The 15,631-nt window shown below is 39.9% G+C and carries 15 protein-coding genes; 12 read left to right on the forward strand and 3 right to left on the reverse strand.

Annotated features, from left to right (window positions below; all coding sequences use genetic code 11):
• Positions 1 to 55: 55 nt before the first annotated feature.
• Positions 56 to 514, reverse strand: coding sequence for an Lrp/AsnC family transcriptional regulator (locus BV214_RS14250; protein WP_086478184.1), 459 nt, complete (start codon positions 512 to 514; stop codon positions 56 to 58).
• A 156-nt stretch (positions 515 to 670) separates the two neighbouring features.
• Here BV214_RS14250 and BV214_RS14255 point away from each other — a divergent pair, with 156 nt between their 5' ends.
• The 11 genes from BV214_RS14255 to ribB all read left to right on the forward strand — a co-directional run bounded on the left by BV214_RS14255 (position 671) and on the right by ribB (position 12,198).
• The gene (locus BV214_RS14255) at positions 671 to 1,870 is read left to right on the forward strand and encodes an aminotransferase class I/II-fold pyridoxal phosphate-dependent enzyme (protein WP_086478185.1); all 1,200 of its coding nucleotides are present in this window, start codon (positions 671 to 673) and stop codon (positions 1,868 to 1,870) included.
• 205 nt (positions 1,871 to 2,075) lie between these two features.
• Positions 2,076 to 3,578, forward strand: coding sequence for a Na+/H+ antiporter NhaC (gene nhaC, locus BV214_RS14260; protein ID WP_086478186.1), 1,503 nt, complete (start codon positions 2,076 to 2,078; stop codon positions 3,576 to 3,578).
• Positions 3,579 to 3,995: 417 nt separating this feature from the next.
• A complete protein-coding gene (locus BV214_RS14265) occupies positions 3,996 to 4,640 on the forward strand; it encodes a peroxiredoxin (RefSeq protein WP_086478187.1) in 645 nt (214 codons plus the stop codon).
• 78 nt (positions 4,641 to 4,718) lie between these two features.
• Positions 4,719 to 5,033: a thioredoxin family protein gene (locus BV214_RS14270; RefSeq protein ID WP_086478188.1), complete on the forward strand. Its 315-nt coding sequence runs from the start codon at positions 4,719 to 4,721 to the stop codon at positions 5,031 to 5,033.
• Complete coding sequence (locus BV214_RS14275; RefSeq protein ID WP_086478189.1) at positions 5,014 to 5,271, forward strand: DUF6952 family protein; 258 nt, start codon at positions 5,014 to 5,016, stop codon at positions 5,269 to 5,271. Before BV214_RS14270 ends, BV214_RS14275 begins: the two co-directional genes overlap by 20 nt.
• Positions 5,272 to 5,464: 193 nt before the next feature.
• Positions 5,465 to 5,971, forward strand: coding sequence for a thiol peroxidase (tpx, locus tag BV214_RS14280; protein WP_086478190.1), 507 nt, complete (start codon positions 5,465 to 5,467; stop codon positions 5,969 to 5,971).
• Positions 5,964 to 6,329 carry a diacylglycerol kinase gene (locus BV214_RS14285; RefSeq protein ID WP_086478191.1) on the forward strand — a complete coding sequence of 122 codons (366 nt, stop codon included), beginning with the start codon at positions 5,964 to 5,966 and terminating at the stop codon, positions 6,327 to 6,329. The genes tpx and BV214_RS14285 overlap by 8 nt, the downstream gene beginning before the upstream one ends.
• A 175-nt stretch (positions 6,330 to 6,504) precedes the next feature.
• Positions 6,505 to 8,895, forward strand: a complete 2,391-nt coding sequence (locus BV214_RS14290; protein ID WP_086478192.1) for an FtsK/SpoIIIE family DNA translocase — start codon at positions 6,505 to 6,507, stop codon at positions 8,893 to 8,895.
• A 31-nt stretch (positions 8,896 to 8,926) separates the two neighbouring features.
• On the forward strand, positions 8,927 to 9,571 hold the full coding sequence (locus tag BV214_RS14295; RefSeq protein ID WP_086478193.1) for a LolA family protein: 645 nt from the start codon (positions 8,927 to 8,929) through the stop codon (positions 9,569 to 9,571).
• 73 nt (positions 9,572 to 9,644) lie between these two features.
• On the forward strand, positions 9,645 to 11,066 hold the full coding sequence (locus tag BV214_RS14300) for an LptF/LptG family permease (protein ID WP_245806804.1): 1,422 nt from the start codon (positions 9,645 to 9,647) through the stop codon (positions 11,064 to 11,066).
• The gene (gene ribB, locus BV214_RS14305) at positions 11,056 to 12,198 is read left to right on the forward strand and encodes a 3,4-dihydroxy-2-butanone-4-phosphate synthase (protein WP_086478195.1); all 1,143 of its coding nucleotides are present in this window, start codon (positions 11,056 to 11,058) and stop codon (positions 12,196 to 12,198) included. Before BV214_RS14300 ends, ribB begins: the two co-directional genes overlap by 11 nt.
• 111 nt (positions 12,199 to 12,309) lie before the next feature.
• Here ribB and BV214_RS14310 read toward each other — a convergent pair whose 3' ends face one another.
• On the reverse strand, positions 12,310 to 13,479 hold the full coding sequence (locus BV214_RS14310) for an AGE family epimerase/isomerase (RefSeq protein WP_086478196.1): 1,170 nt from the start codon (positions 13,477 to 13,479) through the stop codon (positions 12,310 to 12,312).
• A 171-nt stretch (positions 13,480 to 13,650) separates the two neighbouring features.
• On the opposite strand from BV214_RS14310, the gene BV214_RS14315 reads away from it, so the two are divergent.
• Positions 13,651 to 14,370, forward strand: a complete 720-nt coding sequence (locus BV214_RS14315) for a FadR/GntR family transcriptional regulator (protein ID WP_086478197.1) — start codon at positions 13,651 to 13,653, stop codon at positions 14,368 to 14,370.
• A gap of 73 nt (positions 14,371 to 14,443) precedes the next feature.
• Here the strand turns inward: BV214_RS14315 and BV214_RS14320 are convergent, their stop codons facing one another.
• The gene (locus tag BV214_RS14320) at positions 14,444 to 15,580 is read right to left on the reverse strand and encodes a sialidase family protein (RefSeq protein ID WP_086478198.1); all 1,137 of its coding nucleotides are present in this window, start codon (positions 15,578 to 15,580) and stop codon (positions 14,444 to 14,446) included.
• Between the last annotated feature and the right edge of the window lie 51 nt (positions 15,581 to 15,631).

Consider the following 15,631-nt stretch of genomic DNA (forward strand, 5'->3'; position numbering starts at 1 on the left):
TGGTTGCACAACCAAGCAAGTTTGCGAAATTAAGATGGTTTTATTTTTTTAGGGCTTAGAGGGGAATTTCCGTGTTGTTTTTCACCTCCTTAATAACAAAGGCGCTTTGGGTACTACCTATATGGTTTAGGGCCGTAAGCTTAGTCACCATAAAGTCGCGATACGCTTCCATATCCCCCACATATATTTTAAGGATATAATCGTAATCGCCACTAATATGATGGCACTCCACCACCTCGTCCAATTGAAGCACTTCCCGCTCAAACTGGGCTATATGATCTTTTGTATGTTGTGTTAGCTTTACGTGGCACAGCACTACAAACGATCTATTCACCTTCTTCTTATCTACCAGGGCTACGTACTTGGTAATCACCCCCGTTTTCTCTAAACGCCTTATACGTTCATAGGTTGCGGTAACTGAAAGCCCCAACAACAAGCCGTACTCTTTAGTGGTTCGCTTGCTATTCTGTTGCAGCAGTCTCAATAACTTTAAATCTGTTGCGTCCAATTTCATGCTGATATATTTTCGGTATTAAAAACCCCAATAAAGGATTGGTAGAAATAAAATCTAAATACAACGTTCATTTAGTTTTATATACTGCAAATTAGCTATTTCATTGATTACATCACTATAAACACATAAATTTATAGATAAATAAAAAGATATATCATGAAGTATAAAGGTGCCGATCATTTACAAGACTTACAATATTTTGGAGAATTTGGTGGAGTTAATCCCTCCATTTCCGATTCTTCCACCTATACATTTTTGTCAGCCAAAACCATGTTCGATACTTTTGAAGGGAACACGGAGGGTTGCTATCTGTATAGCAGACACTCTTCCCCATCCAATTTATATTTAGGAGAAGCTTTAGCAGCCCTGGAAGGTACGGAAACTGCTAATGTAACAGGCAGTGGCATGGGGGCCATCACAGCTGTTATCTTACAATTGTGCAACGCGGGAGACCATATTGTTAGCAGTAGAACAATCTATGGAGGCACCTATGCTTTCATGAAGAACTTTTTGAAGAAATTTGATATCCGCATTTCATTTGTGGACACCACGGATACAAAGGCGGTAACCAAGGCTATTACGCAAAAAACAAAAATGATTTACTGTGAGTCGGTCAGTAATCCCCTGCTAGAGGTAACGGACATTGAAGCGATGTCTCGCATTGCAAAAAAGCACGGTATTCCGTTGGTGGTAGATAACACCTTTTCTCCCCTATCTATTACTCCTGCAAAATTAGGGGCCGATATTGTAATTCATAGCCTCACTAAATTTATTAATGGAACAAGCGACTGTGTTGCTGGAGCCGTTTGTGGTACTAAAGATTTCTGTCTTAGTCTAAAAGATGTAAATTCTGGTGCGGGAATGCTTTTAGGGAGTACGTTAGATAGTTTACGGGCGGCATCTATCTTAAAAAATATGCGAACCCTACATATTAGAATGAAAAAACACAGTGAAAATGCACTGTATTTGGCCCAGAAATTTGAAGAGGACGGACTCAAGGTAGGTTATCCCGGATTGGCATCGCACAAAGACCATAAGACCATGATTCAACAATACAATGCAGCATACGGCTATGGAGGCTTATTAACCCTTGATGTTGGTTCTTTGGAAAAGGCAAACGCACTTATGGAGCTAATGCAAGAGAAAAACCTTGGCTATTTAGCAGTAAGCCTCGGATTTTACAAAACCCTCTTTAGTGCACCAGGCTCTTCTACCTCTTCCGAGATTCCGATGGAAGAACAATTGGAAATGGGACTTTCCAATGGACTGATTCGCTTCTCTATAGGGCTGGATGATAATATTGAGCGTACTTATACCACCATGAAAAGTTGTATTAAGGAGTTGGGTATCCTTTAAACAATTTGTTTGTCTCACCAATAATTACTAGCCACTGGTAAAAAATTATACCATTTCAATTATATGCATAAGAGGTGTTTACCTTAACAATGATATAAAGGGGCATTGTCTAGAAATGGGGGTGCCCAAATTGGAACCTATTTCATTTAGGCTTGCAGAACATTGGGCAAAATCGTAATATTACCCAGGAACTAAGAACAGATAGATGCAAAACCAAAGCCCTACCCCCAGCCAAACTGAAAATGAACATATTACAGAAAACAAGGAATTAAATATTTGGGAAGCTCTCATACCTGTATTTGCACTGGTAGGAATGCTATCCTATAATGTCTTTGTTTTTGGAGACGATGCGCTGGGTGGCTCTAACCAATTTATCCTTCTTATGGGAGGTGCTGTTGCGGCGATTGTAGGGGTGTTAAATAAGGTCCCCTACGGTAAAATGATTGCCGAGGTGGCAGATAATGTGAAATCTACCACGGGTGCCTTACTCATCCTACTTATGGTAGGGGCGCTTTCTGGTACTTGGCTTATCAGTGGAATTATCCCCACCATGATCTATTATGGACTTCAAATTTTAAATCCCACTATTTTTCTAGCTGCCTGTGTTATAATCTGTGCGGTGATTTCCGTGGCCACTGGAAGCTCATGGACCACTTCGGCTACGGTGGGTATTGCTCTGGTAGGTATTGGCACCACCCTGGGAATTCCCTTAGGGATGACTGGAGGCGCCATCTTGTCTGGAGCGTATTTTGGGGATAAAATGTCGCCTTTAAGTGACACCACCAACTTAGCACCTGCCATGGCTGGTAGCGAACTATTTAGCCACATTAAGTATATGGCTCTTACCACAGTTCCTACTATAATTGTTACTATATTGGTATTTGTCATCCTAGGCTTCACCTTGGATACCAGTGGTACGGCAGACACCCAAGGGATAATGAATTCTATAGAGCAAACCTTTAACATTAATGGATGGCTATTTTTGGTGCCGATAGCGGTAGTAGTTCTTATTCTTAAAAAGGCTCCTCCCCTTATGGCTTTGTTAGTAGGTACCTTATTAGGAGCAGTATTCGCCTTAATTTTCCAACCCAATATTGTTATGGAGCTCACTGGAGCCTCATCGCTTACTATAGAATCCGGATATCGGGGAGTAATGAACGCTATCACTATACAGACTAATATTGCCACCGAAAATGCGGTCCTGAGCGATCTATTTTCTTCCAAGGGAATGACAGGAATGCTGGGGACAATCTGGTTAATTATATGCGCCATGGTTTTTGGAGGGGTTATGGATGGCATTGGTGCCCTGGCAAGAATTAGTAGTGCCCTTTTAAGTTTAGCAAAATCCACCTTTAGTTTATTTGCCAGTACGGTTGCCAGTTGTTTGGCATTGAACCTTACCGCCTCGGATCAGTATCTATCCATTGTGGTTGCCGGTAAGATGTTTACAAAAGCGTATCGAGAAAAAGGCTTAGCTCCAGAAAACCTTAGTCGTACCTTGGAAGATTCTGGAACAGTTACCTCTGTGCTTATACCGTGGAATACCTGTGGTGCCTACCATTCCGGAGTATTGGGAATAGGCGTGGCAGAATATTTCGTCTATGCCATATTTAATTGGTTGAGTCCGTTTATGACGTTAATTTTTGCTGCCTTTAATATTAAGATAAAACAGCTGGCCAACAATACGATGGAGTTCGCTAAAAGTTAATGGTCTATCTTTCCAAGGGCAATTACCTCTTTGGTGCGTAATTCACATTGGGAATACTTTTTACAGCATCAGCTATGTTATACATTTAGCCTATAAATGAGCTCCCTTCTAGTTAAATAATCGCTACGGCTTAATATTAAATAAATAGGTGTTTACCATTGAGCCACACTAGCATTAAAACACTAAGGAACATTCATTAAATTCCTGTTCATTACAACCGTACCGATATAGCGGGTTTAGGAGGAAGACAGGTCCTAAAACCCCATATAAACCTCACAAAACCATGATTGACCCCCGTAGTAATAGTGAGCCATCTATTAAAGCTATAACCTTATAAATTTTTTAGATCCAAATTTCTTCCAAAGCTTGATATAAGCTGTAATTTTGTATCAGAAATCAACAATAAAAATTAAACATATGACTTTTGTAGGAAGAAAATTTCCAGATCTTAGTGTAAACGCAATGAATGAAATGGGCGATACTTTTAAACTGAACGTTTTAGAAGAAGCCAAAAAAAACAATAAGAAAGTACTCCTGTTTTGGTACCCAAAGGATTTCACCTTTGTATGTCCAACAGAATTACACGCTTTCCAAAATGCTTTGAGCGAGTTTGAAAGTAGAAATACCATAGTAATCGGTGCTTCTTGTGACACTGCAGAAGTTCACTTCGCTTGGTTAAGCACTTCCAAAGAAAATGGAGGAATTGAAGGTGTTACTTACCCAATATTGGCAGATAGCAACAGAAACCTTGCTTCTACCCTAGGTATCTTAGACATCACCAATGAGCAGTACAACGAAGAGACTGGTGTAGTAACCGTTGAAGGTGACAACGTAACTTACCGTGCCACTTACTTAATTGATGAGGAAGGTACTGTATTCCACGAAGGAATTAACCATATGCCTTTAGGAAGAAACGTAAACGAATACCTTCGTTTAATTGACGCTTATACCCACGTTCAGCAAAAAGGAGAAGTTTGTCCTGCAAACTGGGAAGAAGGCAAAGAAGCAATGACTGCTGATAGAGACGGAGTAGCTAGTTACTTGGCCACTCATTCTAACTAAGAGCTATCAATAAGTATCAGGAGTCCATTAAAGTAATGGACTCCTCTTCTTTAAGTACGAATTTAAAAATTTAGAGATATGATATTAGAATTAGAAAATGATAATCTTAAGGAGATTATCGATCAGAATAAAAAGGTAGTTGTACAGTATTCTGCCACATGGTGTGGTAACTGTAGAATTATGAAGCCTAAGTTTAAAAAAGAAGCTTCCGAAAATGAAGGGATCACCTTTGTACTTGCGGATGCTGAAAAGTTTCCTGAGTCCAGAAAATTGGCCAAGGTAGATAACCTACCTACGTTTGCAGTTTTTGAGAATGGGGAGATCAAGAATCAGGTACAGACTAACAAGCACGATGTGCTAAAAGATTTGATTAGTGAAATTACCAGTAATTAAGCAACTTACCGAGTTCATCGCCGAAAATGACGAGGACTATGTTTTGGAAACCATAGAAACCTTAGAGTCTATCTCGGAGGTATCTTCCTTAAAGGACGAAGAACTGGATGTTATAGGAGAATTGATCTCAAATCTATATGGAGCGTTGGAAGTCAACAAGTCCATTCAAGAAGGCAAATCCCAAAAAGATGCCCTCAATGAGTTTATGCAAAGGGTTTTGGGATCTATTGACCAGTAAGTACTCTAGGCGTACCGGTCTAACAAATAAAATACAAAGCCGTTTATAAATAGGAAATCCTTTTATAAACGGCTTTTTTGATTAAAACACCCCAATTCTTCGCATAAACTGTAGCAACCTACTTTTTTATCCATGATTGCTTACATTTACGCTATATATTTTTTATTTTCACGGCAAATTAAAACTAAGAATCATGGCTACTGTAACACTTAAGGGAAATCCCATCAATACAATAGGAACTTTGCCTGCCACAGGCAGCAATGCTCCGGCATTTACTTTAACTAAAGGAGATCTTTCCTCCGCCACCTTATCCGACTACAAAGGAAAAAAGGTAGTATTAAACATTTTTCCCAGCATAGATACCGGAACCTGCGCTCAATCTGTACGTCAGTTCAACAAAGAAGCGGCCGAATTAGAGAATACCGTAGTATTGTGTATTTCCAAAGACCTTCCATTTGCACAAGGACGTTTTTGTGGTGCAGAAGGAATAGAAAATGTAGAAATGCTTTCCGATTTTAAAGATGGAAATTTTGGCGAAGCTTATAAGGTAGCGTTTACAGACGGTCCGCTTGCCCCACTTCTTTCCAGATCTGTGGTAGTTTTGGATGAAGAAGGGAAAGTTCTCTACACGGAGCAAGTAGCAGAGACCGTAGATGAGCCCAATTACAAAGCAGCATTAGAAGCCTTATTGAATGCCTAAGGAAAGTTTCCTTGTCAATAGGATCCGCAGCATAGGTTTTGCAGTGAAAGGCGCTATATTACTAATAAAGACCGAAGCCAGTTTAAAGGTTCAGGTCTTTATTAGTTTGATAATGACCGCTGCAGGCTTTTATTTTGACATTTCTGGTACAGAATGGAGCCTACAAGTTCTTGCCATCGCCTTGGTGCTCGGAATAGAGGGAATGAATACGGCTATAGAAAAACTATCCGATTTTGTGCAGCCCAATTTCGATCCAAGAATTGGGTTTATAAAGGATATAGCGGCCGGTGCAGTTCTTCTAGTATCGATCGCCGCCTGCGTTGTTGGACTCATTATCTATATTCCAAAGATTTTTTGAGATCCTTATTATTTCTTGCAACTATAAAATATATGTGGATAAATGGAGTTGATTGGTATACAGTCGCTAACAGCCCCACATAGGGATAAGCCATGGCCAACCCCTATAGATTGGCAAAAAGTAGAGTTCCGTATACCAGTAAATTTGTAATTTAGCCCCCAGAATAAAAGATGTAATGACAAAGAAGGCAAGAAAATCTAAGTCGACCCCTACCAAAAAAGGCTTCCCCTTTAAACTATCTAAAAAGAACAAGGTTATTTTGGGTGGTTTGTTGATGTTGCTGGGCGTAGCCCTGTTTTTTTCTTTCCTTTCCTTTTACTTCACTTGGCAAGATGACCAAAGCATCCTAAGTGAGTTTTCTAACAGGAAAGAACAAGCTAAAAACCTTTTAAATAAGTTTGGGGCCAGTATAGGGCATTTAGTCCTCTACCAAGGATTTGGTATCTCGTCCATCATATTCACCTTCCTTATATTTATTTCTGGGACTCATTTATTTTTCAGCCTCTCCAAACAAGGGCTGCTCAGAAAATGGTACTGGGGATTGGTCTTTATCATTTGGATATCCATTGCCTTCGGATTTTTCGCCCCATCCAAACCCCTCTTGGGCGGTATGGTAGGCTTTGAAATAAACGACTTCCTACAAGATTATGGCGGTAAAATAGGGGTATTTCTTTTACTGTTATTTGGACTGATTGTAATATTGGTGCGATTCTTTCAATTTTCACCAGAGGCAGCTGTAGCCTACATAAAAAAGAAGAAAAAATCGGTGGCTTCAGAATTTAAAACAGCTACAGATCCCTCCCCTATTTCATCCGTTGCTGCAGATAAGGAGAATTTGGCGCTAACGGAAGAAGAAGAGGAAGAAGCCGTGGTTTCCATGGATACCTATACCCATAAGAAAGACATTCCCCCAATACAGAAGGAGGAAACAGAAGATGAACTCCAAATTAATGTAGGCCATGAGGAGGAGACCATCGCTATGGAAGTGGAGAAAATAAACGAAGAGACCGAAGAGGTGGATAATATCTCCAGTAAATTGGTGGAAGATTTTGGGGAATTTGATCCCACTCTAGAGTTAGGGAATTACAAATTTCCAACGTTGGATCTCCTAGACCATCACGGTGCTTCGGGCGGAATTACCATTAACCAGGAGGAGCTAGAGGAAAATAAAAACAAGATTGTAGACACCCTAAAGAACTACAAAATTGGCATTGCCCAGATTAAAGCTACTATTGGACCAACGGTAACCTTATATGAGATTGTCCCGGATGCTGGGGTGCGTATTTCCAAAATAAAAAACTTGGAAGACGATATTGCCCTTTCCCTCGCAGCCTTGGGAATCCGTATTATTGCCCCAATTCCAGGGAAGGGAACCATAGGAATTGAGGTGCCCAATAAAAATGCCACTATTGTTTCCATGCGGTCCGTAATTGCCTCCAGCAAATTCCAAAAGGCCGAAATGCAATTACCTATTGCCTTTGGGAAGACTATTAGCAATGAGACCTTTGTAGTAGATTTGGCTAAAATGCCCCACCTACTAATGGCTGGTGCTACAGGACAGGGTAAATCCGTGGGATTAAATGCGGTATTAACATCCTTGCTCTTTAAAAAACATCCTGCCGAGGTAAAGTTTGTGCTAATAGATCCAAAAAAGGTAGAACTAACCCTATTTAACAAAATAGAACGTCATTACTTGGCCAAACTGCCCGATTCTGAGGAAGCCATCATCACGGATAACGCCAAGGTAATTAACACCTTAAATTCACTCTGCATAGAGATGGATAATAGGTACGAGCTATTAAAGGTGGCCATGGTGCGAAACATCAAAGAATACAACGTTAAGTTTAAGGCTCGAAAATTAAATCCCAATGACGGGCATATGTTCCTTCCTTACATCGTTTTGGTCATTGATGAATTTGCCGATCTTATTATGACTGCCGGTAAGGAAGTAGAGACCCCTATTGCCAGATTAGCCCAATTGGCCAGGGCGGTAGGTATACATTTAATAATTGCTACCCAAAGACCGTCGGTAAATGTGATTACGGGTATTATTAAGGCCAACTTCCCGGCTAGAATAGCATTTAGGGTGACTTCCAAAATAGACTCTAGGACCATTCTAGATGCCCAAGGGGCCGATCAGTTAATTGGTCGTGGAGATATGCTCTTTACCCAGGGCAACGAAGTTACTAGAATTCAGTGTGCATTTGTTGACACCCCTGAGGTAGCAAAGATTACGGACTTTATTGGGTCTCAAAGAGCCTATCCAGATGCCCATATGCTTCCAGAATATGTTGGAAACGACGAGTCTGGCACAGGTATTGATTATAATATTTCCGAAAGGGACGCTAAGTTTAGGGAAGCGGCCGAAGTAATTGTTATTGCACAACAAGGGTCTGCCTCGTTAATCCAAAGAAAGCTAAAATTGGGCTATAACCGCGCAGGAAGAATAATAGACCAATTGGAAGCTGCAGGGATCGTAGGTCCGTTTGAAGGCAGTAAGGCGAGACAAGTACTGGTGCAAGATATGATTGCGTTAGATCAGCTCCTGAGCAATGAAACGCCCTAAAGGACATTAACAAATAGATAAAGAAAAGAAGATGAAAAGATTATTTCTCCTAGTACTATTTACCATTAGCAGTACCATGGCCATGGCCCAAGACTCTAATAAGGCCAAATCCCTATTGGATGAAGTTTACAATAAGGTAATGAGCTACGATAATATTTTTGTGGATTTCAAGTACTCCCTTCGGAACGAGGAGGCCAATATTAACACAGATACCCGCGGAGACGTTACTATGCAGGGCGATAAATATGTGTTTAATTATATGGGTGCCAAACAATTGTACGACGGGAAGAAAGTATATACCGTAGTTCCAGAAAATGAAGAGGTTACCGTAGAGGAAAAAATAGACGATGAAAATACCATCACCCCTTCCAAAATGTTGACTTTTTACAAGGAAGGACATCGCTACGATTGGGATATCCTACAAAATGTTCAGGGAAGAAAAATACAGTTTGTAAAGCTAACTCCCATCGATAGTAATTCTGAAACAAAATCGATCCTTTTAGGAGTGGACGTAGAAACCAAGCATATTTACAAGTTAATAGAAACCGGTAAGAACGGGACCAAAACCACAATTACTGTTAATTCTTTTAAAATTGACCAACCTTTGTCCAAAACCTTATTTACTTTTGATGAGGACAAGTACATAGAAAACGGGTACTACATTATAAGAAATTAAAGCATTGAAAATTCTAGACCGATATATATTATCGAGGTTCCTCTTTAATTTTTTCAGTTCGTTTGTAATATTGATGTTCATCTTTATTTTTCAAACGATATGGTTATTTATTGACGACTTGGCTGGGAAGGGGCTAGACCTGCTAATTATTGGCAAGTTTATGTTCTACCTATTGCCCAACCTCATGGAACGGGTAATCCCCTTAACGGTATTACTATCGTCTATCCTTACCTTTGGATCCTTTGCCGAGAACTACGAATTTGCAGCTATGAAAGCATCGGGTATTTCCCTGCAGCGGTCCATGCTGGGTCTTATCATATTTGTAACCTTTTTGGGCGGACTTACTTTCTATTTCGCCAACAACATCATCCCCATCTCAGAACAGAAAATCTATAACTTACGGAGAAATATTGCCAAGGTAAAGCCTGCCGCAATTATTACGGAAGGGGTTTTCAGTGATTTGGAAGGAACGGATATGAATATGAAGGTAGATAGGAAATATGGGGAGAAAGATCGGTTCCTAGACAATGTTATTATTCACAAAAAATCTGGAAGGGGCGTAAATACCACGGTGATTAAAGCAGAATCCGGAGAACTTATTAGTAGTGAGAAGTCGGATATCCTTCAATTGGTGCTCAAGGACGGGAACTATTATGAAGAAATGACCGCCAAAAGCGCTCAGGGCCGACTGAAAAATCCGTTTGCAAAGGCCAATTTTAAAACCTATACCATTAATAAGGATGTTTCCGATTTAAATGATGTAGACCTCAATGAGGAGCGGGACATTAGTACGGAAAAAATGAAAAATATTACGCGCTTGTCCAAAGACATTGACTCTTTGCAAGAAGACAATGTTAAAGCGGTAACGGCCTTTTCCAAGAATATTGTCAATAGAATGGGTGCTTTTATAAAGCTTAACAAACCAGATTCTCTATCGGCCAAAGTAATTGCAGAGAAGAAGCGGGAAAGGGATTCCCTAGGGACCACGGTTTCCACGGACAGTATAGTTTCCCTATACCCGGAGTATCAAAAAATGCAATTGTTGTCCAGTGCAAAAACGGCTACAGCCAATATTTTAACCACTATTAAAGGAAAGCGACAAGAATTACAGATTAAATACAAGATTTACCGTCTGCATATTCTATCGCTGCATAAAAAATATGCCTTGGCCCTATCCTGTATAATCCTCTTTTTTGTGGGAGCTCCCCTAGGAGCCATTATACGAAAAGGCGGACTAGGACTACCCATGGTAATTGCTATTATATTATTTCTTACCTATTACTTTATTGGGGTATTTTCTGGCAACTATGCCAAGGAAGGTAACATCCATCCTATTATTGGGGCATGGCTACCTACCTTTATTATGTTACCTTTAGGTGTTTTTCTAACAAGACGGGCCACCACCGATAAAGGCTTGGTGACCTTTGGAAGTACTATAGATTTTTTTAAAGGATTATTTAAAAAGTTTAATAAAACTGCTACGCATGACAACTAAAGTGGATGACACCATTACACTAAATACCATAGAAGAAGCCATTGAAGATATTAGGCAAGGGAAGGTTATTATTGTAGTGGACGATGAGAACAGGGAAAATGAGGGCGATTTTATTGCAGCTGCTGAACTAGCTACCCCTGAGATGATCAACTTTATGGCCACTCACGGAAAGGGACTTATCTGTGCCCCCCTGACGGAACAAAGGTGTAAGGAATTGGGTTTACATATGATGGTTCATAACAATACGGATCCTATGGAAACCGCCTTTACGGTTTCGGTAGACTTACGGGGAGAAGGAGTTACCACAGGTATCTCTGCCTCAGATAGAGCCAAGACCGTGCTCGCTATGACCAAACAAGACCTAAAACCGCACGATTTGGCAAGGCCAGGACATATTTTTCCGCTGGTAGCCAAAGATGGAGGGGTTTTACGGAGAACCGGACACACGGAGGCGGCCATAGACTTTGCCCGTTTAGCCGGACTACAGCCAGCTGGGGTTATTGTTGAGATTATGAACGATGATGGCACCATGGCCAGACTACCTCAGTTATACCAGGTGGCCAAGAAGTTTGATTTAAAGATTGTCTCTATAGAAGATTTGGTGGCCTACCGAATGGAGCACGATAGCTTAATCCAAAAAAAGGAGGATTTTGATATAATGACCAGGTTTGGCAAGTTTAGACTCAGGGCCTACCAACAGACCACCAACAATCAGGTGCATATAGCGTTGACAAAAGGAGGCTGGAAAAAAGATGAAAAGGTACTTACACGTATAAACTCTACCTTAATTAACAACGATATCCTAGGAACGCTGACCAATAATCCCGATAAGAAGTTGGAAGACATGTTCAATGCCATTAACACCGAGGGCAAAGGAGCTATCGTTTTTATCAATCAAGAAAGCAAATCACTGAACCTCTTGGGTAGATTGGGCGAATTAAAAAAGTTACAAAAAGAAGGAATTTACAAGGCCCCTAAAGTAGATATGGACGCCAAAGATTTTGGAGTTGGGGCACAGATTCTGCACGATCTGGATATCGCCAAAATTAGATTGCTAACCAATTCGTCCCATATTAAACGAGTAGGAATTGTAGGATACGGGCTAGATATTGTAGAATACGTCACCTATTAATACATCAGTACAGCTCACTTCAAATTTATAAAGGAGTACAGTATAAAAAAAAGGCCGGTAATTAAAATTATCGGCCTTTTCATTTTTATAAGCTTCAAAGTACTGACTACCTTATAAACTTTGCCCTTTGGCCTCAATATTTTCGAAACTCTTCCAACATTGGAACATAGCTCTTGGAACGTGGAAACAGCCTTTCCACTTACCACCTTTTAAAGTTAATAACGGCTTTCCTTCCCTGTTAAGATACCCAAACCATTCGCCATTCTCTGGATCTGAAAAATGGCTCCACGCATAGTCGTGTACTTTTTGGTACCACTCCCCTATATTCTTATTCCCCGTATGTTCAAAAGATTTGGACAAAGCTACTAGGGTTTCTAAATGCACCCACCATAATTTCTGGTCCCATTCTAACTGCTGTGGGGGTTTCCCCTTGGCATCCAAGAAATAGAATATTCCCCCATGCTCTTCATCCCAGCTATACTCCAGAATATTTAGGATAACCTGGGTAGCCTTTTCTATTAGGTCTTTATCATTTTTTCTTACCCCTATATCAATCATAAACCACATGGCCTCAATCCCGTGTCCTGGATTTAACAAACGGCCATTAAAGCTGTCGCATAGTTTTCCTTCTGGAGTAACAAATTCGTAAATAATCCCAGAATCTTTCTGTAAAAACACCTCCATTACTTCGCTAACACTAAAGTCGATGGTTTTTTCTATTTCTTCAGCGTCTAGTACATCTTCTAACTCCAATACTAAATTTGAGAGGATCATGGGAAGCGAAAACCCCTTTAATGGTCTTGCATCCGTGTTTTTCTCATAAACACCTTTAGAATTGTCCTTTTTCTTTAAAATATTGTAATAGGTCTGTTTAGCCAACTCCCTTATGGATTCGTCGCCGGTAGCCTTTGCGTACTGACTAAAAGCCATTGCTGCAAAACAGTCCGAGAAAATATTATAAGGTTGTACCAAGGGTTTCCCCTCTTTAGTAAGGGAAAAGTAGAAATTCCCATCCTTATCCATGGCGTGTTCACGAAGGAAATCGATACCCGATTTTGCTATTTCAAGCCATTTTGGATTTTTCTCCACCTGATTGTACAGCATGGAAAACGTCCAAGCCTGTCGCCCCTGTAGCCACACAAATTTATCGGTATCAAACACCTCTCCAGTTTGATCTAGACAGGTAAAGTACCCTCCATTTTCCGTATCTAAGGAATGATTTTCCCAAAAAGGAATGACATCGTTCAGCAGGGTATTTCTATAAAGCTCAGAATTTTTCATAATAATCTTATGTTAGACATAATACAAATTTAAAAATATTTCTTATATTAGACAGTAGTTTCCTTTAATAGTTAAGAGCAGAATTATTTTTTTATTTATGATACAATACTATTTTTACAAGTTGTGCAATTTACCTCTTTGTTAATTGCAGAATAAACCTACCAAAAAATTATGGATAAATCGTTGAAATTAGAGCCGTTAGAGACCTTATCACTTGCAGATAAGGTGGAGGCGCGCTTATTGCAGTTTATAAAAGAGAATAAGTTAAAGGCGGGCGATTCCATTCCAAAGGAAATGGATTTTGCAGAATCCCTAGGGGTGAGTCGCACTGTAGTAAGGGAAGCTATTTCCCGATTACGCACCTTGGGCATTATTGAATCTAAAAAGCATCGCGGGATGATCTTGACCAATCCGGATATTATGCATAATCTGGAGCGTATGTTAGATCCCACCCTATTAGCAACAGGCACCTTAAAAAACCTGTTTGAATTACGGATGATAATGGAAATGGGGATGGCCGACTTCCTTTTTGAGTATAAAACCCAAAGCGATCTTGAAGAATTGGAAGAAATTGTTCAGTTAGAAGAAGAGGCCGCTTACAACCAGAGTGTATTTTCTCTGGACAAGGAAATTGCATTTCATGGAAAACTTTATGAAATGTCTAAAAACACTACGCTTCAAAAATTTCAGGATCTCCTCTTACCTGTATTTGAATTTGTACACCTAAACGATACCAATTTAAAGGACTATAAATATTCTAGCGGAGAATTTGTAAATCATAGAATGTTATTAGACAATCTTAAAGTGGGCACCCCGGAAACTTTTAGGGTAGCCATGCGCAGACATTTAGAACCCCATTTTGATAGAGTATTTAACAAAGAAAAAAAATAGCGGGCATTGCCCGCTATTTTTTTTCCAATTGGTTTAGCTCAATTTCATCTCTATGAGCTATCGGTCTAAAAAATTACTTTCTCTTTCTTCTAGAAGGCTTCTTGTACTTATCTTTTCCATCGGTAGCCCATTTTAAAGAAAAGCTTACAAATGGATTTTTAGAGTAGCCGTCTTGCTCAAAGAACAATCCTATATCCCCATTTTCCAATACGGTCATAGAAGAATACGCAGAACTACCGGTGTAAATAGTTTTTCCTTCCGTCCAAGTCTCTCCTTCGTCATAACTTACACGTACGGTCATATTCATTCTCCCTTTTTCCATTTTAGCATTGGAAAAAAGAAGTCTGTTTTTCTTGTAACCATCCTCTATAGCGGTATACCTAATGATACTGGCATTACAACCTGGATCTATTAACTGTGGCTCTTCTGTAGTTGTCCATGTTTTCCCTTGATCCGTAGAACGGTGCACATAACGCATCCCCGCATTATTCACTCGCGCATTAATCATCCAAGTACCATCTGCCAATTCTATTACCTTAGATTCATCTGCAGGCTGAATTGGAGTATCTATCAAATACCAAGATTTACCATGGTCGTCACTTGCAAATAAGTGTAGTCCGCTGTTAAGGTTCACCATAGTATGCAATAATTTCCCATCTCTGGTCTGGATTCCACGTCCGGAAGTGATAAATTTAAAATCATTATGCCATTCTTCCTTGGCAATCTGACTGGTAATATCCTCGGGCTTCGTCCAAGTTTTTCCATTATCAGCACTTTTCACAACATGGAAGTAGTATACATCTCTTTCCTTGTCCAAATCCATATAGTTGTAAAACATAAATATTTCATTGGTTTTTGCATCCACAATCATAGAAGGATCCGAAGCAGACTGTCCATAAGGGAAGTCTACCACCGTTTCTATATCACCCCAAGTTTTTCCATTGTCGCTACTTCTTCTTATCACAATATTGATATCCTTACTCCATTTAAGGTCGCCACATCCAGGAACTCTCTCGTCAATAGCAGCTATTAAATCACCATTGGGCGCTGTAATGATAGCAGGAATCCTAAAACAGGCTACTCCATCTACTTCCTCTGCATTAAATAGGTCTTTGTACACCTTTACCCCATCGGCAATTTGATGGTTTTCCGTTTGTCCTGTAAGGACCATGCTGCTACATAACAACAGCCCGATAAATAACTTTCTCATTTTCTGTTTATTAATTTATAGTTGTTCAATTTTACTCATGCTTCATTTTGG

This window comes from Arenibacter amylolyticus, assembly GCF_002150785.1.
Lineage (GTDB): Bacteria > Bacteroidota > Bacteroidia > Flavobacteriales > Flavobacteriaceae > Arenibacter > Arenibacter amylolyticus.

Bases quoted from the DNA above. Each gene is read 5' to 3' on its own strand.
- BV214_RS14285 (WP_086478191.1), top strand. From the start codon at position 5,964: ATGCCTAAGGAAAGTTTCCTTGTCAATAGGATCCGCAGCATAGGTTTT.
- tpx (WP_086478190.1), top strand. From the start codon at position 5,465: ATGGCTACTGTAACACTTAAGGGAAATCCCATCAATACAATAGGAACT.
- ribB (WP_086478195.1), top strand. From the start codon at position 11,056: ATGACAACTAAAGTGGATGACACCATTACACTAAATACCATAGAAGAA.
- BV214_RS14315 (WP_086478197.1), top strand. From the start codon at position 13,651: ATGGATAAATCGTTGAAATTAGAGCCGTTAGAGACCTTATCACTTGCA.
- BV214_RS14300 (WP_245806804.1), top strand. From the start codon at position 9,645: ATGTTCATCTTTATTTTTCAAACGATATGGTTATTTATTGACGACTTG.
- BV214_RS14265 (WP_086478187.1), top strand. From the start codon at position 3,996: ATGACTTTTGTAGGAAGAAAATTTCCAGATCTTAGTGTAAACGCAATG.
- BV214_RS14290 (WP_086478192.1), top strand. From the start codon at position 6,505: ATGACAAAGAAGGCAAGAAAATCTAAGTCGACCCCTACCAAAAAAGGC.
- BV214_RS14270 (WP_086478188.1), top strand. From the start codon at position 4,719: ATGATATTAGAATTAGAAAATGATAATCTTAAGGAGATTATCGATCAG.
- nhaC (WP_086478186.1), top strand. From the start codon at position 2,076: ATGCAAAACCAAAGCCCTACCCCCAGCCAAACTGAAAATGAACATATT.
- BV214_RS14250 (WP_086478184.1), bottom strand. From the start codon at position 514: ATGAAATTGGACGCAACAGATTTAAAGTTATTGAGACTGCTGCAACAG.
- BV214_RS14295 (WP_086478193.1), top strand. From the start codon at position 8,927: ATGAAAAGATTATTTCTCCTAGTACTATTTACCATTAGCAGTACCATG.
- BV214_RS14255 (WP_086478185.1), top strand. From the start codon at position 671: ATGAAGTATAAAGGTGCCGATCATTTACAAGACTTACAATATTTTGGA.
- BV214_RS14320 (WP_086478198.1), bottom strand. From the start codon at position 15,580: ATGAGAAAGTTATTTATCGGGCTGTTGTTATGTAGCAGCATGGTCCTT.
- BV214_RS14310 (WP_086478196.1), bottom strand. From the start codon at position 13,479: ATGAAAAATTCTGAGCTTTATAGAAATACCCTGCTGAACGATGTCATT.